This window comes from Stenotrophomonas sp. Pemsol, from assembly GCF_003586545.1.
Taxonomy (GTDB): Bacteria; Pseudomonadota; Gammaproteobacteria; order Xanthomonadales; family Xanthomonadaceae; genus Stenotrophomonas; species Stenotrophomonas sepilia.
The window spans coordinates 3,562,661-3,584,669 of the sequence record NZ_CP025780.1 but is presented as its reverse complement, the minus strand read 5'-3'; the positions used below and the strand labels follow the sequence as shown (position 1 = coordinate 3,584,669).

General features: G+C 65.6%; 19 protein-coding genes and 3 tRNA genes. 19 read left to right on the top strand and 3 right to left on the bottom strand.

Features of this window, described 5'->3' with window-relative positions; all coding sequences use genetic code 11:
- Nucleotides 1-6 precede the first annotated feature (6 nt).
- From PEM_RS16520 to PEM_RS16455, 14 genes are all read left to right on the top strand, one after another.
- On the top strand, nt 7-1,515 hold the full coding sequence (locus PEM_RS16520; RefSeq protein WP_005410452.1) for an NADH-quinone oxidoreductase subunit M: 1,509 nt from the start codon (nt 7-9) through the stop codon (nt 1,513-1,515).
- Between the two features lie 15 nt (nt 1,516-1,530).
- On the top strand, nt 1,531-2,991 hold the full coding sequence (gene nuoN, locus PEM_RS16515) for an NADH-quinone oxidoreductase subunit NuoN (protein WP_049415243.1): 1,461 nt from the start codon (nt 1,531-1,533) through the stop codon (nt 2,989-2,991).
- 127 nt (nt 2,992-3,118) lie between these two features.
- A tRNA-Met gene (locus PEM_RS16510) sits at nt 3,119-3,195 on the top strand.
- 82 nt (nt 3,196-3,277) lie between these two features.
- Nucleotides 3,278-3,354 (top strand) — tRNA-Met (locus PEM_RS16505).
- An 82-nt stretch (nt 3,355-3,436) separates the two neighbouring features.
- A tRNA-Met gene (locus tag PEM_RS16500) sits at nt 3,437-3,513 on the top strand.
- Between the two features lie 367 nt (nt 3,514-3,880).
- Nucleotides 3,881-4,471, top strand: a complete 591-nt coding sequence (gene rimP / locus PEM_RS16495) for a ribosome maturation factor RimP (protein WP_049413675.1) — start codon at nt 3,881-3,883, stop codon at nt 4,469-4,471.
- Nucleotides 4,472-4,475: 4 nt separating this feature from the next.
- The gene (gene nusA, locus PEM_RS16490; RefSeq protein WP_111127804.1) at nt 4,476-5,987 is read left to right on the top strand and encodes a transcription termination factor NusA; all 1,512 of its coding nucleotides are present in this window, start codon (nt 4,476-4,478) and stop codon (nt 5,985-5,987) included.
- Nucleotides 5,988-6,079: 92 nt separating this feature from the next.
- On the top strand, nt 6,080-8,728 hold the full coding sequence (infB, locus tag PEM_RS16485) for a translation initiation factor IF-2 (protein WP_111127802.1): 2,649 nt from the start codon (nt 6,080-6,082) through the stop codon (nt 8,726-8,728).
- Between the two features lie 92 nt (nt 8,729-8,820).
- A complete protein-coding gene (rbfA, locus tag PEM_RS16480) occupies nt 8,821-9,204 on the top strand; it encodes a 30S ribosome-binding factor RbfA (protein ID WP_005410447.1) in 384 nt (127 codons plus the stop codon).
- Nucleotides 9,205-9,309: 105 nt separating this feature from the next.
- Nucleotides 9,310-10,218 (top strand): tRNA pseudouridine(55) synthase TruB, encoded by a 909-nt coding sequence (gene truB / locus PEM_RS16475; RefSeq protein ID WP_111127800.1) that lies wholly within the window; start codon nt 9,310-9,312, stop codon nt 10,216-10,218.
- A gap of 173 nt (nt 10,219-10,391) precedes the next feature.
- Nucleotides 10,392-10,652, top strand: a complete 261-nt coding sequence (gene rpsO, locus PEM_RS16470; protein ID WP_005417886.1) for a 30S ribosomal protein S15 — start codon at nt 10,392-10,394, stop codon at nt 10,650-10,652.
- Nucleotides 10,653-10,803: 151 nt separating this feature from the next.
- Nucleotides 10,804-12,912 (top strand): polyribonucleotide nucleotidyltransferase, encoded by a 2,109-nt coding sequence (pnp, locus tag PEM_RS16465; protein ID WP_049413671.1) that lies wholly within the window; start codon nt 10,804-10,806, stop codon nt 12,910-12,912.
- A 280-nt stretch (nt 12,913-13,192) separates the two neighbouring features.
- Nucleotides 13,193-14,383: a glycoside hydrolase family 18 protein gene (locus tag PEM_RS16460; RefSeq protein ID WP_005417882.1), complete on the top strand. Its 1,191-nt coding sequence runs from the start codon at nt 13,193-13,195 to the stop codon at nt 14,381-14,383.
- A gap of 102 nt (nt 14,384-14,485) precedes the next feature.
- Nucleotides 14,486-14,887 (top strand): VOC family protein, encoded by a 402-nt coding sequence (locus PEM_RS16455; RefSeq protein WP_196768677.1) that lies wholly within the window; start codon nt 14,486-14,488, stop codon nt 14,885-14,887.
- A gap of 24 nt (nt 14,888-14,911) precedes the next feature.
- Here PEM_RS16455 and PEM_RS16450 read toward each other — a convergent pair whose 3' ends face one another.
- Genes PEM_RS16450 through PEM_RS16440 form a run of 3 tightly spaced genes read right to left on the bottom strand, consistent with a single transcriptional unit; the run spans nt 14,912 to nt 17,041 of the window.
- Nucleotides 14,912-16,471: a PepSY-associated TM helix domain-containing protein gene (locus PEM_RS16450; protein ID WP_111127799.1), complete on the bottom strand. Its 1,560-nt coding sequence runs from the start codon at nt 16,469-16,471 to the stop codon at nt 14,912-14,914.
- Nucleotides 16,472-16,481: 10 nt separating this feature from the next.
- On the bottom strand, nt 16,482-16,745 hold the full coding sequence (locus PEM_RS16445) for a hypothetical protein (RefSeq protein ID WP_049413666.1): 264 nt from the start codon (nt 16,743-16,745) through the stop codon (nt 16,482-16,484).
- Complete coding sequence (locus tag PEM_RS16440) at nt 16,745-17,041, bottom strand: hypothetical protein (protein WP_005410439.1); 297 nt, start codon at nt 17,039-17,041, stop codon at nt 16,745-16,747. Before PEM_RS16440 ends, PEM_RS16445 begins: the two co-directional genes overlap by 1 nt.
- A gap of 429 nt (nt 17,042-17,470) precedes the next feature.
- Between PEM_RS16440 and thrS the strand changes: the two genes are divergently transcribed.
- The 5 genes from thrS (at nt 17,471) to PEM_RS16415 (ending at nt 21,987) form a co-directional block, all read left to right on the top strand.
- Entirely contained in the window at nt 17,471-19,372 is a 1,902-nt protein-coding gene (gene thrS / locus PEM_RS16435; RefSeq protein ID WP_005417872.1) for a threonine--tRNA ligase, read from the top strand.
- Between the two features lie 63 nt (nt 19,373-19,435).
- Complete coding sequence (gene infC / locus PEM_RS16430) at nt 19,436-19,963, top strand: translation initiation factor IF-3 (protein WP_072169143.1); 528 nt, start codon at nt 19,436-19,438, stop codon at nt 19,961-19,963.
- Between the two features lie 266 nt (nt 19,964-20,229).
- Nucleotides 20,230-20,427, top strand: a complete 198-nt coding sequence (rpmI, locus tag PEM_RS16425; RefSeq protein WP_005410436.1) for a 50S ribosomal protein L35 — start codon at nt 20,230-20,232, stop codon at nt 20,425-20,427.
- An 11-nt stretch (nt 20,428-20,438) separates the two neighbouring features.
- Nucleotides 20,439-20,798 (top strand): 50S ribosomal protein L20, encoded by a 360-nt coding sequence (gene rplT, locus PEM_RS16420; protein WP_005410435.1) that lies wholly within the window; start codon nt 20,439-20,441, stop codon nt 20,796-20,798.
- A gap of 193 nt (nt 20,799-20,991) precedes the next feature.
- Complete coding sequence (locus PEM_RS16415; protein ID WP_111127797.1) at nt 20,992-21,987, top strand: phenylalanine--tRNA ligase subunit alpha; 996 nt, start codon at nt 20,992-20,994, stop codon at nt 21,985-21,987.
- Nucleotides 21,988-22,009: the final 22 nt, after the last annotated feature.

The following is a 22,009-nucleotide window of genomic DNA, read 5'->3' as shown; positions in this document are numbered from 1 at the left end:
GAAGACGTGTCGAACTGGCCTCTACTCAGTGTCCTCATCTGGCTGCCGATCATCGGTGGTGCCCTGATCCTTGCGATCCGTGATGCGCAGACCGCCCGCTGGGCGTCGCTGGGCGTAGCGGTGCTGACGTTCGTGGCGAGCCTCTCGCTGCTGAGCGGCTACAACGCGGGCATCGACGGTCTGCAGTTCGTCGAGACCCATGCCTGGATCCCGGCGTACAAGATCGGCTACAACCTGGGCGTGGACGGCATTGCCGTGGCGCTGATCCTGCTGACTACCCTGGTCAGCGTGCTTGCCCTGATCGGCGCCTGGAGCGCCATCGACAAGCGCGTGAACCAGTACGTGGCGGCCTTCCTGATCCTGGAAGGCGTCACGGTCGGTATCTTCGCGGCGACGGACGCGATGCTGTTCTACGTGTTCTTCGAGGCGATGCTGATCCCGATGTTCCTGATCATCGGTGTCTGGGGCGGCCCGCGTCGCATCTACGCTGCGCTGAAGTTCTTCCTGTACACCTTCCTCGGCTCGGTGCTGATGCTGGTGGCACTGATCTACCTGTACATGAAGGGCGGCAGCTTCCAGCTGGCCGACCTGTATGCACTGCCACTGTCGGCCAAGGAACAGACCTGGATCTTCTTCGCGTTCCTGATCGCCTTCGCGGTCAAGGTGCCGATGTTCCCGGTCCATACCTGGCTGCCGGACGCCCACGTGGAAGCGCCGACCGCCGGTTCGGTGATCCTGGCCGCCATCGCCCTGAAGATCGGTGGCTATGGCTTCCTGCGCTTCAACCTGCCGATCGTCCCGGACGCGTCGCAGGAATGGGCCTGGCTGGTGATTGCGCTGTCGTTGATCGCAGTGATCTACGTTGGCCTGGTCGCCCTGGTGCAGGACGACATGAAGAAGCTGATCGCCTATTCGTCGATCGCGCACATGGGCTTCGTCACCCTGGGCACCTTCATTGCCCTGTGGCTGGTCCGTGAAGCCGGCAACGCCGATGCCGCCCGCCTGGGCCTGCAGGGCGCCATGGTGCAGATGATCTCGCACGGCTTCGTCTCCGGCGCGATGTTCTCCTGTGTCGGCGTGCTGTACGACCGCATGCACAGCCGCCGCATCGCCGATTACGGCGGCGTGGTCAACGTGATGCCGTGGTTCGCCACCTTCGCGATGCTGTTCTTCATGGCCAACGCGGGCCTGCCCGGTACCAGCGGTTTCGTCGGCGAGTTCATGGTCATCCTGTCGGCCTTCCAGCGCAATCCGTGGATCGCGCTGGGCGCGGCCACCACCCTGATCATCGGCGCCGCCTACACCCTGTGGCTGTACAAGCGCATCTTCTTCGGTGAAGTGGCCAACAGCCATGTTGCCGAACTGAAGGACATCAACGGCCGCGAATGGCTGGTGCTGGGCGTGTTCGCCATCGGCGTGCTGGCCCTGGGCATCTATCCCAAGCCGCTGACCGACCTGATGGAGCCCTCGATCGCGAAGCTGGCGATGCAGATCGCATCCAGCAAGCTGCTGTAATTCCAGGATTTGATGATGACCACCTCGCCGCTGCTGCCATTGACCGCCGCTGACCTGCCACCGCTCGCTCCCGAGCTGGTGCTGATCGGCAGCGCCTTCGCCCTGATGATCCTCGACCTGTTCGTCAGCAACCGGAACAAGATCGTCACCCACCTGTTCTCGCTCGCTGCGCTGGCCGTGGTGCTGTTCATGCTGGCCACCGGCGTGGGCGGGCAGGGCGAGGTCTTCCATGGCATGTTCGTGCGCGATACCGCCGCGGACGTGATGAAGACCGGGATCGTGCTGCTCAGCGGCCTGACCCTGGTCTACGGCTGGCGTTATCTGCGTGACCGCAACCTGTTCCAGGGCGAGATCCCGGTGCTGATCCTGTTCGGCACCGCCGGCATGATGATCCTGGTGTCGGCCGGCAGCCTGCTGATGGTCTACCTGGGCCTGGAACTGCTGGCGCTGTGCTCCTACGCCCTGGTCGCCAGCAACCGCGAAAACGGCCTGGCCTCGGAAGCGGCGATGAAGTACATCGTGCTCGGCTCGCTGGCCTCTGGCCTGCTGCTGTACGGCATGTCGCTGATCTACGGCGCTACCGGCAGCCTGCACCTGGACGTCATCCGTGACGCCATCCCGCACTCGGAAGAGCGCGTGCTGCTGATCACCGGTGCGGTGTTCATGATCGCCGGCGTCGCCTTCAAGCTGGGTGCGGCACCGTTCCACATGTGGCTGCCGGACGTGTACCAGGGTGCCCCGGCACCGATCGCGCTGTTCATCAGCTCGGCGCCGAAGCTGGCCGCCTTCGGCATGGCCTACCGCCTGCTGGAAATGGGCGTGGGTCCGCTGTCGACCGAACTGCAGCTGCTGATCGCCGGCCTGGCCGCAGTCTCGCTGGTCATCGGCAACCTGATGGCCATCGCGCAGAGCAATCTCAAGCGCATGCTGGCGTTCTCCACCGTCTCGCACATCGGCTTCCTGCTGATGGGCATCGCCGGTGGTGGCGCACAGGGCTATGCCGCTGCGCTGTTCTACGCACTGGCCTACGCCATCATGTCGACCGCCGCCTTCGGCGCGATCATCGCGCTGTCGCGTGCCGGCTTTGAAGCCGAGAACATCGAGGACTTCAAGGGCCTCAATGCCCGCAACCCGTGGATGGCCGGCCTGGTGCTGTGCATCATGGCGTCGCTGGCCGGCATCCCGCCGTTCCTGGGCTTCTGGACCAAGCTGGCGGTGCTGGGCGCGGCCGTCAACGGCGGCCTGCTGTGGCTGGCCATCCTGGGCGTGCTGTGCGCCGTGGTCGGCTGCTTCTACTACCTGCGCGTCATCAAGGTCATGTACTTCGATGAGCCGGTGGGCGAGGCCATGCCGCGCAACAACGACCGCGTGCTGGGTGTGGTGCTGGGTGTCAATGCCCTGGCGCTGCTGGCCTTGGGCCTGGCCTGGAACCCGATCATGGTCTGGTGCCAGCAGGCATTTGCGCATCTTGCATGAAAGTTGACACAAAGCTGCGCGATTCGTGTAATATGCGCAGCCTGAGTTGTCACTGCAGCGGTTCAGCCAGAACATCGTTGCGGTAGCCCCCCTCGAAAGAGCAGGGCAGCAGTTCAAACACTTCCGGTGCGGGGTGGAGCAGTCTGGCAGCTCGTCGGGCTCATAACCCGAAGGTCGCAGGTTCAAATCCTGCCCCCGCTACCAACTTCGGATCGGCGCCAACCGATTTGATGAATGAGGGGAAGCTTGCAGTTTTTGGAGCAACCGCTCATAATTCCGCTTCTGGTGCGGGGTGGAGCAGTCTGGCAGCTCGTCGGGCTCATAACCCGAAGGTCGCAGGTTCAAATCCTGCCCCCGCTACCAACTTCGGATCGGCGCCAACCGATTTGATGAATGAGGGGAAGCTTGCAGTTTTTGGAGCAACCGCTCATAATTCCGCTTCTGATGCGGGGTGGAGCAGTCTGGCAGCTCGTCGGGCTCATAACCCGAAGGTCGCAGGTTCAAATCCTGCCCCCGCTACCAAGTAGAGAAATCGCCTTCGAAGTGCTGCTTCGAGGGCGTTTTTCTTTGGGGTCTGCGTCGTTTCTGCGTGATCGGGGTCAGATCCCTTTTCCCGTGGAAAAGGGATCTGACCCCAGGTCCGCACCTTGCACCAGCGCGGTGCAGCCGCTATCATCAGCGGCCTAGCAGTACCCCTGAAGGCGGCCTCCCAGCGGGAGTCCGGACCCGGAAGGAGGGCCGCAACCGGCAGGCAATGCAGGTTGCAACCGGAATCCAGTCACCGGAGTCTTTCCGGAAAAGGGGCCCAACGGGCCCTTTGTCGTTTCCGGGGCGTCATGTTTCCACGCCGGCCAAGGCCGGCACCCAACCATAGAGATCAAGGCAGGCTGTGAGCGACAAGGCAACCGACATCGCGAATCTGCTCGCCCCGACCGTTGTGTCGCTGGGCCTGGAGCTGCTGGGCGTTGAGTATCTGCCGGCCCCCGGCGGTGCGACCCTGCGCCTTTACATCGACGTGCCGCTGGCTGAACAGCCCGAGCGCATCATCAATGTCGACGACTGCGAGCGGGTCAGCCGCGAAGTCTCGGCGCAGCTGGACGTCGAAGACCCGATCAGCGGCAATTACACGCTGGAAGTGTCCTCGCCGGGCGTGGACCGCCCGCTGTTCAACCTGGAGCAGTTCGGCCGCCACCAGGGTGAATCGGCCAAGGTCACGCTGAAGCTGCCGCAGGACAACCGTCGTCGCCTGCAGGGCCGCATCGAAGCGATCGACGAGGCCGCGGGCACCGTCACCTTCATCGTCGACAAGGCTGAAGTGGTCGTGTCGGCCGACAACATCGACAAGGCACGGATCATGCCCGACTGGGTGGCGCTGGGGCTGGCCCCGAGCAAGCCGACCGGTCCGGCGCCGAAGCGTCCGAAGCCGAACACGAATTCTTCTTCCAACGAGCCGGCGGCAAAGAAGCCGCGCGCGGAGTGAGCCAATGAGCAAGGAACTGTTGCTGGTAGTCGACGCAGTCGCCAACGAGAAGGGCGTGCCGCGTGAAGTGATCTTCGATGCCATCGAGGCCGCCCTGGCCTCGGCAGCGAAGAAGCGCTATCCCGAGGAGGAAGTGCTGACCCGCGTGGTCATCGACCACAAGGATGGCAGCTACGAAACCTTCCGCCGCTGGGAAGTGGTGGCTGATGACGTGGTCATGGAATCCCCGGATCGCCAGATCCGCCTGATGGACGCCGTCGACGAGGCCGAAGGCGTCGAGGTCGGCGACTACATCGAAGAGCAGATCGAGAACCCGGACTTCGGCCGCATCGCTGCCCAGGCCGCCAAGCAGGTCATCGTCCAGCGCGTGCGCGAAGCCGAGCGCCAGCAGGTCGTGGATGCATGGAAGGATCGCGTGGGTGAGCTGATCACCGGTGTGGTCAAGCGCGCCGAGCGCGGCAACATCTACGTCGACCTCGGTGGCAATGCCGAAGGCTTCATTCCGAAGGACAAGGGCATTCCGCGCGACGTGCTGCGTGCCGGCGACCGCGTGCGCGGCTACCTGGCCGAAGTGCGCTCGGAGCCGCGTGGCCCGCAGCTGTTCATCAGCCGCGCCGCGCCGGAGTTCATGATCGAGCTGTTCAAGCTGGAAGTGCCGGAAGTCGGCCAGGGCCTGGTGGAAATCAAGGCCTGCGCCCGCGATCCGGGCGACCGCGCCAAGATCGCCGTGCTGGCCCACGACCAGCGCACCGATCCGATCGGTGCCTGCATCGGCATGCGCGGTTCGCGCGTGCAGGCCGTGTCCAACGAGCTCAATGGCGAGCGCGTGGACATCGTGCTGTGGAACGACAACCCGGCCAACTTCGTCATCAACGCGATGGCGCCGGCCGAAGTGCAGTCGATCATCGTCGATGAGGACAAGCACTCGATGGACCTGGCCGTTGCCGAAGACCGCCTGGCCCAGGCGATCGGCAAGGGCGGCCAGAACGTGCGCCTGGCCAGCCGCCTGACCGGCTGGCAGCTCAACGTGATGACCCAGGACCAGGTCACTGCCAAGTCGGAGGCCGAGCAGGCTGCCGCCCGCCAGCTGTTCATGGACAAACTGGAAGTGGACGAGGAAATCGCCGGCATCCTGGTCAGCGAAGGCTTCGGCACTGTCGAGGAAATCGCATATGTCCCGGTCGGCGAACTGCTGGCCGTGGAAGGTTTCGACGAGGACATCGTCGAAGAGCTGCGCGCTCGTGCCCGCGATGCGCTGCTCAATGAGGCCCTGGCAGTCGAGGAAGGCCTTGAAGACGGCCAGCCGGCGCAGGACCTGCTGTCCCTGAAGGGCATGGACGAAGCCACCGCATATGAGCTGGCCGGCCACGGCGTGCGTACCAGCGAGGACCTGTCCGACCTGGCCGCCGACGAGGTCATGGACTTCGGCATCGAAGGACTGGATCAGGCGCGCGCCGCTGCGCTGATCCTGGCCGCCCGTGCCGAGGAGATCGCCCGACTGGAACGCGGCGAATGAGCCGGCAATGAACAGGGCCCTGAGCCGCTCAGGGCGTAGAATCCGCGCCACCTCCAGATGCGGGGGGGCGCCCACAAGATCATAGGATCCGAATGTCGCAGCAAACCACCATCCGCAAGCTTGCCGAACTGGTCAACACGCCGGTCGAAAAACTGCTGGAACAGCTGGCCGGTGCCGGCATGAAGTTCAGCGGTCCCGACCAGGTCGTGACCAGCTCCGAGAAGGTAAAGCTCCTGGGCTTCCTTCGTCGTTCGCACGGCAAGCCCGAGCAGGCCCCGGAAGAGACCGATCAGTCTGCAAAGAAGATCACGCTCAACCGCCGGAAGCAGCAGGAAGTGACGGTCAATTCCGGTCGCAGCAAGACGACCGTGAATGTCGAGGTGCGCCAGAAGCGTACCTACGTCAAGGATGGTGCTCGCGCCATGACGCCGGACGAAGAGCGCGCCGACATCCTGCGCAAGCTGGAAGAGTCGCGTGCGCGCAACCTCGCCGAACAGCAGGCCCTGGCCGAGAAGGATCGTCTGCGCGACGAGGCCATCGTCCGTGCCCGTGAGGAAGAGGCTGCCGCCAAGGAACGCGCCGAGGCCGAGAAGAAGGCCGCCGAGGAAGCTGCGGCTGCGGCCAAGGCGGCCGAGGCACTGGCCGCCAGCAAGCCCAAGCGTGCTCCGATCGACGAAACCGCGCCGCGCCCGCCGCGCGCCCCGGCCGCCGCCCCGGCTGCGCCGCGTGGTGCTCCGCCGCCGCCGCCGCGCAACGACGAGCGCAACAACCGCAGCGCGCCGCGCAACGAGCGTGGCCCGGGCGACCGCTTCGCCGGCCAGATGCACCTGTCGGCCGCCGACCGTGCGCGTCGTGGCAACAGCAACAACAGCAATTCGCGTGGACGTCCGGGTGGCCGCAACCAGACCGGTGGCCGTCGCGACATGTCGCGTGGTGGCAACAATGCCGGTCCGCACGCGTTCGAACGCCCGACCGCACCGGTCGTGCGTGAAGTCGCGATCGGCGAGACCATCACCGTGGCCGACCTGGCGCAGAAGCTCGCGCTGAAGGGCGGCGAGGTGGTGAAGGCGCTGTTCAAGATGGGCGTGATGGCGACCATCACCCAGTCCATCGACCACGACACCGCTGCGCTGGTGACCGAAGAACTCGGCCACAAGGCGATCCGTGCCAACGACAACGATGCCGAAGACGCGCTGCTGGCTTCGACCGGTGAAAACCAGGGCGAAGCCGTACAGCGCCCGCCGGTGGTCACCATCATGGGTCACGTGGACCACGGCAAGACCTCGCTGCTGGACTACATCCGCCGCACCAAGGTTGCCCACGGCGAAGCCGGCGGCATCACCCAGCATATCGGCGCCTACCACGTCGAGACGCCCAAGGGCGTCATCAGCTTCCTGGATACCCCGGGCCACGCCGCGTTCACCTCGATGCGTGCCCGCGGTGCCAAGCTGACCGACATCGTGGTGCTGGTGGTTGCTGCCGACGACGGCGTCATGCCGCAGACCAAGGAAGCGATCCAGCACGCCCGTTCGGCGGGTGTGCCGCTGATCGTGGCGATCAACAAGATCGACAAGTCCGGTGCCGACCCGATGCGGGTCAAGAACGAGCTGCTCTCCGAGCAGGTCGTGGCCGAAGAGTTCGGTGGTGACATCCAGATGGTGGAGATCTCGGCCAAGACCGGCCTGGGCATCGACGACCTGCTGGACGCGGTGTCGGTGCAGGCCGAACTGCTGGAACTGAAGGCCGTCGACGAAGGTCGCGCCTCGGGCGTGGTGATCGAATCGTCGCTGGACAAGGGCCGCGGCCCGGTCGCTACGGTGCTGGTGCAGCAGGGCCGCCTGAAGAAGGGCGACTACCTGGTGTGCGGTATCCAGTACGGCCGCGTGCGTGCGCTGTTCGACGAAACCGGCAAGCAGCCGGAGTTCGCCGGCCCGTCGATCCCGGTGCAGGTCCTGGGCCTGTCCGGTGTGCCGGAAGCCGGAGACGACTTCGTGGTGGTCGAGGACGAGCGCCTGGCCAAGGATGTTGCCCAGCAGCGTGAGACCAAGCGCCGTGAATCGCGCCTGGTCGCCACCGCTGGCAGCCGCATGGAAGACATCATGGCGACCCTGGGCAAGGGCGAGGGCCAGCAGGTCCTCAACCTGGTCATCAAGGCCGACGTGCAGGGTTCGGTGCAGGCCCTGAGCCAGGCACTGGTCGCGCTGTCCAACGAAGACATCCGCATCAACGTGATCCACTCCGGCGTCGGCGGCATCACCGAATCGGATGCCAACTCGGCGGCTGCTTCGAAGGCCACCGTCATCGGCTTCAACGTGCGTGCGGATGCTTCGGCCCGTCGCATCATTGAATCCAACGGCGTTGACCTGCGTTACTTCTCGATCATCTATGACGTGATCGATCAGGTGAAGCAGGTGGCATCCGGTCTGCTGGGCGTGGAGATCCGCGAAGAGATCATCGGTATCGCCGAGGTCCGCGACGTCTTCCGCAGCTCCAAGCTGGGCGCCGTTGCCGGCTCGATGGTCATCGAGGGCGTGGTCAAGCGCAACAAGCCGATCCGCGTGCTGCGCGACAGCGTGGTGATCTTCGAGGGCGAGCTGGAATCGCTGCGTCGCTTCAAGGAGAACGTCGAGGAAGTCCGCAACGGTACCGAATGCGGTATCGCGGTGAAGGCCTACAACGACGTCAAGCCGGGCGACCAGATCGAGTGCTTCGAGCGTATCGAAGTGCCGCGCACCCTGTAATGCTGCAAGGTGGCCCGACCAACGGTCGGGCCCTACCATGTACCTGTAGCGCCCGACCGTTGGTCGGGCGACAACTGAACCAAGAGCTGCTCGTGCCCAAGACTTTCCATCGAACCGACCGTGTCTCCGCCCAGCTGCGCCGTGAACTCGGCACCCTGGTGCACAACGCCGTGCGCGAGCACGGGTTGCCCTCGGTGAGCGTGTCCGACGTGGAAATCACCCGCGACATGGCCCATGCCAAGGTGTTCGTCACCGCCCTGATGCCGGAGCGCTCGGCTGAAGCCGTGGCCGGCCTGAAGGAGCTGGGCTACCGCCTGCGCATGGACCTGGCCCGCGCGATGAAGCTGCGCCACGTGCCGGAGCTGCATTTCCACTACGACGACTCGGTCGACCGTGGTGAGCACATCGACAACATCCTGCGCGACCTGCCCGATACGCTGGCCGCGGAAAAGCGTCGCGAGAGCGACGAAGAATAAGCTAGCGCCGGGCCCATGCCCGGCGTCTTTCCATTCCGGCAACGCGATGCCTGTGCGGGCCGCGCCGCTGCAGCCGAGCATGGCTCGGCTCTACAACATCCTGTCATGACCCGAATTCAGTTCCGCCGCCTGGATGGCATCCTGCTGCTCGACAAGTCGACCGGCATGAGCTCCAACGCCGCCCTGCAGGTGGCGCGCCGCCTGTTCCGTGCCGAGAAGGGTGGCCACACCGGCAGCCTCGACCCGTTGGCCACCGGCCTGCTGCCACTATGCTTCGGCGAGGCCACCAAGATCGCCGGCCTGCTGCTGGGTTCGGCCAAGGCGTACGATGCCGAGATCGTCCTCGGCCAGACCACGGATACCGATGATGCCGAGGGCCAGGTGCTGGTGCAGCGCCCGGTGCCGGCGATCAGCGCCGAGGCCCTGCAGGCTGCGCTGGCGCCACTGACGGGGAACATCCGTCAGCGGGCTCCGATCTATTCGGCGCTGAAGCAGGGCGGGGAACCGCTGTATGTGAAGGCCCGCCGCGGCGAGGCCATCGAGGCTCCGGAGCGCGAGGTCCAGGTGCACGCGATCGAGGTGCTCGAACAGCTGCCCGGGCGCCTGCACCTGCGCGTGACCTGTGGCTCCGGCACCTATATCCGCAGCCTGGCCCGCGATCTCGGCGAACGCCTGGGCTGTGGCGCCCACATCAGCGCGCTGCGCCGGCTGTGGGTCGAACCGTTCCGCGCGCCGGCGATGGTCACCCTGGACCAGTTGCGGGCGATGGCCGAGGCCGACGACGAGGCGGGCATGGACGCGCTGCTGCTGCCGCTGGCAGCCGGCCTGGCTGGATACCCGCGGGTCGACCTCGATGCCGGGCAGACCCACCGCTTCTGCGTCGGCCAGCGCCAGCGTGACGCGTCCTGGCCGCATGGCCTGGTGGCCGTGTTCGGTCCGGACGATGCTGTCCAGGGCCTGGGCCAGGTCGACGACAGTGGCCTGCTGGCCCCGCAGCGCCGTTTCAACCTCTGACCGGGGCTGGGTGGTTCAGCCCCGGTCCTTGTCCCGGAAGCCCCTGGCCGTTACAATTTCGCGGCCGTTTTCCGGCAACCTGCCTCGCGCAGGTTTCATCCTCGTAGTCCACGGCGAGCCTGGCGGTGCGCGAAGCGCGTTCCTGCCGGCCACGCATCACAGAGAAAAAAGAAATGTCGATCGACACCCAGAAGGTCATTGAAGACAACAAGCGCAGCGCCGCTGACACCGGCTCCCCGGAAGTCCAGGTTGCCCTGCTGACCGCCCGCATCGAACTGCTGACCGGCCACTTCAAGACCCACAAGAAGGATCACCACAGCCGCCGCGGCCTGCTGCAGATGGTCAACCGCCGTCGCAGCCTGCTCGACTACCTGAAGAAGAAGGACGTCGAGCGTTACAAGGCCCTGATCGAAAAGCTTGGCCTGCGTCGCTAAGCAACGAATCCCCCGCGGCGCAGCGATGCGCCGCGGTTTTGTTTTGTAGCACCGCAATCCCCGATTCAGGCCGGAACGATCCGGCCACCCGCTGGCGGCAAGGGTCGCCGACGGTCCAAATTCGCAGACAGCATCCCCAAGGACACCCTCCGTGGCAAAAATCACCAAAACCTTCCAGTACGGCAAGCACACCGTCACGCTTGAGACCGGCGAAGTCGCCCGCCAGGCCAGCGGCGCGGTCATCGTCAAGATGGACGACACCGTACTGCTGGTCACCGCCGTCGCCGCCAAGAGCGCGCGCGAAGGCCAGGACTTCTTCCCGCTGACCGTCGATTATCAGGAAAAGTTCTACGCCGGCGGCCGCATCCCGGGTGGTTTCTTCAAGCGTGAAGGCCGTGCGACCGAGAAGGAAACGCTGATCTCGCGTCTGATCGACCGTCCGATCCGTCCGCTGTTCCCGGAAGACTACAAGAACGAAGTGCAGATCATCGCCACGGTCATGTCGCTGAACCCGGACGTGGACGGCGACATCCCGGCCCTGATCGGCGCCTCGGCTGCCCTGGCCCTGGCCGGCACCCCGTTCATGGGCCCGATCGGCGCTGCCAAGGTCGGCTACAAGAACGGCGAGTACATCCTGAACCCGACCGTCAGCGAACTGGCTGACTCGCAGCTGGAACTGGTCGTTGCCGGTACCTCCAACGCCGTGCTGATGGTCGAATCCGAAGCCGCGCTGCTGTCCGAAGAAGTGATGCTGGGCGCCGTGACTTTCGGTCACCGCGAAATGCAGAAGGTCATCAACGCGATCAACGAGCTGACCGTCGAAGCCGGCACCAAGCCGTCGACCTGGGAAGCCCCGGCCAAGAACGACGCGCTGATCTCCGCGCTGAAGGAAGCCATCGGCCCGCGCCTGGGCGAAGCCTTCCAGGTGCGCGACAAGCTGCAGCGCCGTGACGCCATCTCGGCGATCAAGAAGGACGTGTTCGAAGCCCTGGCGGGCCGCGTGGCCGCCGAAGGCTGGAACCCGGCTGAGCTGTCGAAGGAATTCGGCGAGCTGGAATACCGCACCATGCGTGACTCGGTGCTGGACACCAAGGTCCGTATCGACGGCCGTGCGCTGGACACCGTCCGCCCGATCGCCGTGAAGACTGGCGTGCTGCCGCGTACCCACGGTTCCTCGCTGTTCACCCGCGGCGAAACCCAGGCCATCGTGACCATCACCCTGGGCACCGCCCGTGATGGCCAGGTCATCGATGCCGTTGCCGGTGAGTACAAGGAAAACTTCCTGTTCCACTACAACTTCCCTCCGTTCTCGGTGGGCGAGTGCGGCCGCATGATGGGCCCGAAGCGCCGCGAAATCGGCCACGGTCGTCTGGCCAAGCGCGGCGTGCTGGCTGTCATGCCGTCGCTGGAAGCCTTCCCGTACACCATCCGCGTCGTTTCGGAAATCACCGAGTCGAACGGTTCCTCGTCGATGGCCTCGGTCTGCGGCTCGTCGCTGGCGCTGATGGACGCCGGCGTGCCGGTGAAGGCTCCGGTGGCAGGCATCGCCATGGGTCTGGTCAAGGAAGGCGACCGTTTCGTGGTCCTGTCCGACATCCTGGGTGACGAAGATCACCTGGGCGACATGGACTTCAAGGTGGCCGGTACCGCTGAGGGCATTTCCGCCCTGCAGATGGACATCAAGATCGAAGGCATCACCGAAGAGATCATGAAGCAGGCCCTGCAGCAGGCCAAGGCTGGTCGTCTGCACATCCTGGGTGAAATGGCCCACGGCCTGACCGCTCCGCGTGAGGAGCTGTCGGACTACGCGCCGCGCCTGCTGACCATCAAGATCCACCCGGACAAGATCCGCGAAGTGATCGGCAAGGGTGGCTCGACCATCCAGGCCATCACCAAGGAAACCGGCACCCAGATCGACATCCAGGACGACGGCACCATCGTCATCGCGTCGGTCAACGCCATCGCTGCCCAGGCTGCCAAGGCCCGCATCGAGCAGATCACCTCGGACGTCGAGCCGGGCCGCATCTACGAAGGCAAGGTCGCCAAGATCATGGACTTCGGTGCGTTCGTCACCATCCTGCCGGGCAAGGACGGCCTGGTCCACGTGTCGCAGATCTCCAGCGAGCGCGTCGAGAAGGTCGGCGACAAGCTGAAGGAAGGCGATGTGGTCAAGGTCAAGGTGCTGGAAGTCGACAAGCAGGGCCGTATCCGCCTGTCGATGAAGGCAGTCGAAGAGGGCGAAGGCGCCAGCGCCGAATAATCGGTACTGCTGATCGTGCGGTGGGTGAGGACCGTTGGTCCTCACGCTTTCGCAAATGAAAAAGCGGGCTTCGGCCCGCTTTTTCTTTGCCTCGATGTTGTGAAGGGAAGCTCATCCAGGTCGCTGCATGTCCTGCTGCAGTGCATGATCGCCGCCACGCGGCCATCGTTCTGTCACGGTTGCACGGATCGCACCTGTCCATGGGACGACATGCCGCGACATCCGCACCACAGCCCCATCGGTTTGCTAACGTGACGGCGCCTTTGAACCGGGAGATCCCATGTTCCGCCAGACCGTGGCCGTCCTTGCCGTGCTGATTGCCGGTGCCCTGCCCATTGCCGCGCACGCAGCGCCCGCACAGCCGCCGATCTTCGGCGCCTACTACCCTGGCGGATCGGCCGAGCGCTATCCGGTGTCGAGCATTCCGGCCGAGCGCCTGACCCACCTGTTCTACGCGTTCTCCACCATCGAGGACGGCCGCTGCACGGTCGGTGCGGAAGCGCCGAAGAATTTCGCCGCACTGGCCGAACTCAAGAAGGCGCATCCGCACCTGCGCACGCTGATTTCGATCGGTGGCTGGGGCGCGGGTGGGTTCTCCGATGCAGCGCTGACCGAGGCCAGCCGCAGGCGCCTGGTCGATTCGTGCATGGCGCTGTTCTTCGAACGCCACGCCGGCAGCTTCGATGGCGTGGACATCGACTGGGAATTCCCGGTCAGTGGCGGACCGAAGGAGCTGGCGCATCGCCCGCAGGATCGCGCCAACCTGACCCGGCTTGCGCAGTCCTTCCGTCAGGCACTCGATGCACGCGGTCGCAAGGTGGGCCAGCCGATGCTGCTGACCGCCGCGTTGGCCGCCGGCCGCCTGCAGACCGACGGTCCCTATGATCCAGCGGCGAGCTACGACCTGCCGGCGCTGGCCAGGGTATTCGATTTCATCAACCTGATGAGCTACGACATGGGCACCGGCTTTTCGTCGGTGTCGACCTTCAATGCGCCCTTGCATGAAGTGCCGGCCGATCCGCTGGCGCCGGAGCTGCGCCGCTGGAACAACGTGGCCGGCGCCGTGCAGTACTACCGTGAACATGGCGTGCCGGCCGACAAGCTGGTGCTGGGCGTGCCGTTCTACGGGCGCGGCTTCAAGGTCACCGGCGATGCACCGGACGGCCTGTATCAGCCCTACAGTGCACCGGCCGATGCCGGCGACTGGCGGGTGATCAAGGCGCGCTATCTCGACCAGCCGGGTTGGACCAGGCACTGGCAGCCGCAGGCGCAGAGCCCGTGGCTGTACAACGCCGGGCAGAAAATCCTCATCAGCTATGAGGACCCGCGTTCGATCGGCCTGCGTGCGCAGTTCGCCCGCGAGCAGGGCCTGGCCGGAGTGTTCATGTGGGAGCTGACCGGTGACGACGATCAGGCCAGCCTGCTCAACGCCATGCTCGGCCCGTGGCAGAAGGCGCGCATCGGCGATTGAGTCGCCTGCTGGCACCGGGCCGATGCCCGGCGCCATGCCGCAACGCCAGCGACCCGACACCGCACAGTGCGATGACGCCGGCGGCGCTACGCTTTGCGCATGATCCATCTCGAACGCCTGGACCACCTGGTTCTCACCGTCGCCGACATCGAACGCAGCTGTGACTTCTACCAGCGCGTGCTCGGCATGCAGGTCGTACGCTTCGGCGCGGGACGTAGCGCGCTGCAGTTCGGCCAGCAGAAGATCAACCTGCATCCGGCCAATGCGCCACTGCAGCCGCATGCGCTGCGACCCACGCCGGGGAGTGCCGATCTGTGCCTGGTCACGCGCACAGTGATGGTCGATGTGCTGGCACACCTGCAGGCGCAGGCCATTGTGGTGGAGGAGGGGCCGGTCGCGCGTACCGGTGCGCTGGGACCGATCGAATCAGTGTACTTCCGCGACCCGGATGGCAACCTGATCGAAGTGAGTCGTTACCCGGGCGAAGAGCGCCCGCAGCGGTAGCGCCGGCCCGTGTCCGGCGACGCTTCAGTTCGCCCAGACGCTGTTCGGATCGCCGTTGCGGGCGCGGCGCTGGCTGGCGACGGCCAGGCGGGCGAAGCCGAAGGCCATGGCCAGCGCGATGGCATCGATCCAGAACAGCGGCCACTGGCCACGCGCGGCGGCGCGCCACAGCCAGTCACCATTGAGTGCACCGTGCAGGACCGGCACCAGTGCAGTGCTGATCGCTGCGGCCCACAGCAGTTCGCGCGCGGCCTGCGCGGGGCGGCGCAGTGCAGCCCACAGCGCACAGGCTGCCCAGCTGCCGAAGCAGGCCCAGCGGATGCCGTGGTCGACCGCCGACGGTGCCAGCCGCTCCAGCACCAGTGCGGTGACGAACGCGACCGAGATCGCCACGCACAGGCCGATGCACACCCCGACCGTGGCCCGCGCCATGTTCACACCGGCACGTGGCTGTTGTGGCTGGCGACGCTTGCGCCGCGACTCGATCCACAGCAGGTTGCCGGAGTAGAACAGGAACGCACCGCCGAGGCCGAGCAGGAAGTACAGCCAGACCACCACGCCGTTGCCGAACTCACCGAAGTGCAGCGCGTAGGCGGCGCTGAGCGTGGCGTGGTTGGCGTCGCGCTGGCCCGGCAGCTGCGACGCGAGCAGGTTGCCGGTGGCGACGTCCAATGCCACGGCACCAAGCGGGCCGAGGGTGCCACTGGCCTCGCCGGTGATCTCGATCGTGGCGTTGGCATCGCCGCCATTGGCCAGCTTCAGGTAGGCCGGTTCAAAGTTGGCCACGCCCTGCGCGCGGGCCACTTCAAGTGCGCGCGCATGCAGCACGCGCAGGCTGCCCGGTGGTGCCGGAATCCCGCTGGCATCGCGCACCGGCGCAGTGTCCATCGCGGTCGGTACCGCTTGCAGCGCCTTGCCGTCGTAGATCAGCGGATTGAGCAGGGCCATCTGCACGAACACCAGGCACAGCAGGGCGCCCGTGACTGCGAACATCAGGTGGAAAGGCAGGCTGAGCACGCCGATCACGTTGTGCGCGTCCTGCCACAGCTGCTTCAGGTTGCGGCCCGGGCGCAGCGCGAACAGGTCGCCGAACAGCCTCGGCAGGTGGATCACCAGGCCGCTCAGCAGCGCCATGCCATACAGCAGGCTGACGATGCCCATCACATAGATGCCGGCCACCGGCAGGCCGAGGCTGTAGTGCAGTTCGTTGACCAGTTCTGCCAGTCCGGTCTGCGGCGGCGCGGGGCTGCCGGCGATCTGGCCCGGCCAGGCGTAGCGCCAGCTGCCGTCATCGGCCTGCCAGTACGCCAGGGGCTGCGGGTGTTCGGTACCGGGGAAGGTCATGCCAACGTGGCGGCGGGCCTCCGGGTGTGTCGCCAGTACGTCTTCCAGCAGGTACTGCGCATCGTCCAGGCCCGCCGGCAAGGCGGTGGCTGCGCCCGGGGTCTGCCACAGCGGCAAGTCGTGATGGAACAGGGTCAGCGCACCCGCATAGAAGGCCACGAAAAGGCCGAAGCCGGCGACCAGGCCGACCCAGGTGTGCAGGGTGGTGAACGTGCGCAGCGTCTGCGAACTGAACTTCATGGGGGAGCTCTCATTGCACCGCGCCGGTCAGGCGCAGCAGCCCGAGCACGGCGAAGCCGGCCGCGGCGCTGCCACCCAGAACCAGCCAGGCGCGCAGTGCGCTGCGGAAGCTGAACGCCCACAGGGCGGCCAGCATCCATAACGGGATGAAGGCGATCAGGGTCGGCACCAGTGCGCGCTGCCACGGGCCGGGCGGCAGCCAGGCCAGCAGGCCGGTAGCGGCGGCCGCAAGCAGGAAGCCAGCGATGATGCCGGCGAAGGCGCGCGGCCACATCAGGGTGACTCCGTGCCCGGGCGATGCCAGGCGGCCAGCGCCGGCAACAGCATCGCAGCGAGCATCCAGGTGCACAGCATCGCCACCAGGCCGGCAGCGAAGCCGAGTTCGGCCATCCACAACCACAGGGCAGCAGCGGCGGCGACCAGGCCGATCTGGCGGCCGAGACGACCGGCACGGCGCAGGCGGGGCCAACGGCAGTGCGGCGAGGCGGCATAGAAGGCCAGTGCCGAAAACATCGCTGCCAGCATGCCCAGGCTGCAGAAGCCCAGGGTGGAAAGGCCGACGGTGATCATTGCGGGCGGGCGCCGCGGCAGTGGGCCGGCGAACGCGGGGCACGGGCGGGGCCGGCGGGAGCCGGTCGGAGCGGGTGGCGCATCACGAGGTCCTGGGGGGAAGCGGGCAGGCTGGCACGGGGCGGGCTGCACGGACATGGTAATCATTGCGTTTTCACGCCGCCAGCGCCGGCCATTCAGCGGACCGCACGGCAGCCCTTGGGCTTTCCGGTGCGCTGGTTTAAGATCGTCGCAGACTCCTGACTGGAACAAGGTGGCCCGCGCCCAGCGCCGGCCGAGCGTGCGACATGAGTACTACCACCGCCCACTGTTGACCTGCCCCCGAAGGCCCTGTGTTCCAGGCGCCCTCGCGGCGCTTTTTTATTGCCCGGGCCGCGGCCCGGGAACGCTTTCCAGCCCGCCCCGCGGGCCCCGCACGAAGCCACTGCGATGATCAACATTACCCTTCCCGACGGCAGCCGCCGCGAGTTCGAAAATCCCGTCAGCGTCATGGACGTCGCCCAGTCGATCGGTGCCGGCCTGGCCAAGGCCACCATCGCCGGTTCCGTCGATGGCGTGCTGGTCGATGCCAGCGACGTCATCGACCACGATGCCAGCCTGCGCATCATCACCGCCAAGGACGAGGAGGGCGTGGAGATCATCCGCCACTCCTGCGCCCACCTGGTCGGCCACGCCGTCAAGCAGCTGTACCCGGACGTGAAGATGGTGATCGGCCCGGTGATCGCCGAGGGCTTCTACTACGACATCTATTCCGAGCGCCCGTTCACGCCGGACGACATGGCCGCGATCGAGAAGCGCATGGGTGAACTGATCGCCCAGGACTACGACGTCATCAAGAAGATGACGCCGCGCGCCGAGGTGATCGAGATCTTCAAGGCCCGTGGCGAGGACTACAAGCTGCGCCTGATCGAAGACATGTCCGACGACATCCAGGCGATGGGCATGTACTACCACCAGGAATACGTGGACATGTGCCGGGGCCCGCACGTGCCGAACACGCGCTTCCTGAAGGCCTTCAAGCTGACCCGCATCTCCGGCGCCTACTGGCGCGGCGACGCGCAGAACGAGCAGCTGCAGCGCATCTACGGCACCGCCTGGGCTGACAAGAAGCAGCTGGAGGCGTACATCAAGCGCATCGAGGAAGCCGAGATGCGCGACCACCGCCGCATCGGCAAGCAGCAGGACCTGTTCCACCTGCAGGAAGAAGCCCCGGGCCTGGTGTTCTGGCACCCGAAGGGCTGGGCACTGTGGCAGGTGGTCGAGCAGTACATGCGCAAGGTCTACCGCAGCAGCGGCTACGGCGAAGTGCGCTGCCCGCAGATCCTGGACGTGAGCCTGTGGAAGAAGTCCGGCCACTGGGACAACTACCAGGACAACATGTTCTTCACCGAATCGGAGAAGCGCACGTACGCGGTCAAGCCGATGAACTGCCCGGGCCACATCCAGGTGTTCAACCAGGGCCTGCACAGCTACCGCGACCTGCCGATCCGCTACGGTGAGTTCGGTTCCTGCCACCGCAACGAGCCGTCCGGCGCGCTGCACGGCATCCTGCGCGTGCGTGGTTTCACCCAGGACGACGGCCACGTGTTCTGCACGGAAAACCAGATCGAGTCGGAAGTGACGGCCTTCCACCAGCAGGCGCTGGCGGTTTACCGGCACTTCGGCTTCGACGAGATCCAGATCAAGATCGCGCTGCGTCCGGAGTCGCGCCTGGGTGACGACGCCACCTGGGACAAGGCCGAAGGCGCGCTGCGCTCGGCGCTGACCGCCTGTGGCGTGGAATGGCAGGAGCTGCCGGGCGAGGGTGCCTTCTACGGCCCGAAGATCGAGTACCACCTGAAGGACGCGATCGGCCGTACCTGGCAGCTGGGCACCATGCAGGTCGACTTCATGATGCCGGGCCGCCTGGGCGCCGAGTACGTGGACGAGAACAGCCAGAAGAAGCACCCGGTCATGCTGCACCGCGCCATCGTCGGCTCGATGGAGCGCTTCCTGGGCATCCTGATCGAGCACCATGCCGGCCAGTTCCCGGCCTGGCTGGCACCGACCCAGGTGGTGGTGGCCAACATCACCGACGCCCAGGCCGACTACGTCTCGGGCGTGACCAAAACCCTTGCGGAGCAAGGCTTCCGCGTCAGCTCGGATTTGCGTAACGAGAAGATCGGCTATAAAATCCGCGAGCATACGTTGCAGCGCGTGCCCTACCTGCTGGTCATCGGTGACCGCGAGAAGGAGAATGGGGCTGTGGCGGTGCGTACGCGTTCTGGCGAAGACCTGGGCAGCATGAGCCTGCAGGCCTTCATCGAGCGGCTCCAGGCCGAGGGCGCGTAAGCAAAGGTCCGGTCCGGGCGCACAGGCACCCGGACCGGTTCGATACCCTTGGGAGAACGTAATATCAGCACCCCTGACAACAAACAGAACCGCAAGAATCAGGAAATCCGTGTGCCGCGCGTCCGCGTGATCGGCAGTGACGGAGAAATGATCGGCGTGTTGTCGCGCGACGAAGCGCTGTCCATGGCCGAAGATGAAGGCCTGGACCTGGTCGAGATCCAGCCGCAGGCCGATCCGCCGGTCTGCAAGATCATGGACTTCGGCAAGTTCAAGTTCGAAGCGCAGAAGAAGGCCAGCGAGGCCAAGAAGAAGACCAAGCAGGTCGAGATCAAGGAAGTGAAGTTCCGTCCGGTCACGGACGAGGGCGACTACCAGATCAAGCTGCGCAAGATGCGCGGGTTCCTTGAAGAAGGCGACAAGATCAAGGTCAACATCCGCTTCCGTGGCCGTGAAATGAGCCACCAGGAACTGGGTCGTGAAATGGCCAACCGGATCGAGGCCGATCTGGGCGAGGACATCGTCATTGAATCCCGTCCGCGCCTGGAAGGGCGTCAGATGGTCATGATGATCGCGCCGAAGAAGAAGACCTGAGGCCGGACGGGCCGCCTTCCGGGGCGCCTGGCTGAATGGTTCAGGATAAAGGGACGCCGCTGGCGTCCCTTTGCTTTTGCAGGATGCCGGTGAAGTGCCGGCGAAAGGGCTGCAGGGGCTGGTGGCAGGGCGGTTTTGCCTGTATCATGCCCGGCTCGACCCACCCAGGACGGGTCGTACGCCGATCATGGCAGGACGGAAAGAGCGGCCCAGGCCGCCGCCAGATCAGTCAGAAACCAGGGTCATATCCCATCAAGGACATTGCAATGCCCAAGATCAAGACCAACCGGGCAGCGGCCAAGCGTTTCCGCAAGACCGCCTCGGGCAAGTACAAGTGCGGCCACGCCAACCGTAGCCACATCCTCACGAAGAAAGCGACCAAGCGTAAGCGTAATCTGCGTCAGACGGGCCATGTCCGTGCAGAAGACGCAGGCCGTCTGGACCGCATGCTCCCTTACCTCTGAGGAACTGAAAAATGGCACGAGTTAAGCGTGGCGTACAGGCGCGTCGCCGCCACAAGAAGATTCTGGATCTCGCCAAGGGCTATTACAACGCCCGTCGCAAGGTCTTCCGCGTCGCCAAGCAGGCGGTCATCAAGGCACAGCAGTACGCCTACATCGGCCGTAAGCAGAAGAAGCGCAACTTCCGTTCGCTGTGGATCACCCGTATCAATGCGGCTGCCCGCATCAACGGCCTGAGCTACAGCCGCTTCATGAACGGCCTGCTGAAGGCTGGCATCACCCTGGATCGCAAGGTCCTGGCTGACATCGCCGTGCACGACGCAGCCGGTTTTGCTGCGCTGGCCGAAAAGGCCAAGGGCGCGCTGGCGGCATAAGTCCTTCCCGATGCCGTAACCGTTCACTCGGAACGGTGTCAGGTCAAGGCAATGCATGGGGAAGGGCGCAAGTCCTTCCCCATTCTTTTTTGGGTTCCGGCGAGGCCATGGCGGCAGCGCGGGGACGGCGGTGGCGACAGGGGTCGGCCCTTCGCGCATCGCGATGGCAGATCGACTGGAGTTCCGGCCCCCCATGAGCGACATCCAATCCCTCACCACCCAGGCGCTGGCCGATGTGGCCGCCGCACAGAGTCCCGACGTGCTGGAACAGCTGCGCGTGGCCCTGCTTGGCAAGAGTGGCAGCATCACCTCGCAGCTCAAGCAGCTCGGCGCCCTGCCGGCGGACGAGCGCAAGGTCGCTGGTGAAGCGATCAACCAGGCCCGCGACGCGCTGACCCGCGCGCTGGGCGAGCGCAAGGCGCTGCTGGAGGACGCGGCGCTGGATGCGCGCCTGGCCGCCGAAGCCATCGACATCACCCTGCCGGGCCGCAACGGCGACCGTGCCGGCCTGCACCCGATCACCCGCACCCTGGAGCGCATCACCGGCATCTTCGGCCGGCTGGGCTACGAGCTGTCGGAAGGGCCGGAGATCGAGGACGACTGGCACAATTTCGAGGCGCTGAACTTCCCGCCGCACCATCCGGCGCGCGCCATGCACGACACCTTCTACTTCGGCGACGGCCGCCTGCTGCGCACGCACACCTCCGGCGTGCAGGTGCGCTACATGGGCGACCACGCGCCGCCACTGCGCATGATCGCCGCCGGCAAGGTGTACCGCAGCGACAGCGACCAGACCCATTCGCCGATGTTCCACCAGGTGGAAGGCCTGCTGGTGGACGAGCATTCGACCTTCGCCGACCTGAAGGGCACGCTGGCCGAGTTCGTGCGCGCGTTCTTCGAGCGCGACTTCGAGATGCGCTTCCGCCCCAGCTATTTCCCGTTCGTGGAGCCGGGCGCGGAAGTGGACATTGCCTGGCAGCAGCCCGACGGCAGCACCCGCTGGCTGGAAGTGCTGGGCTGCGGCATGGTCCATCCGAACGTGCTGCGCAACGTCGGCATCGATCCGGAGCGCTACACCGGCTTCGCGTTCGGCATGGGCGTGGAGCGTTTCGCGATGCTTCGTTACGGCGTCAACGATCTGCGCGCGTTCTTCGAGAACGACGTGCGATTCCTGAAACAGTTCGCGTAAGCCGCAACCATGTAGAGCCGAG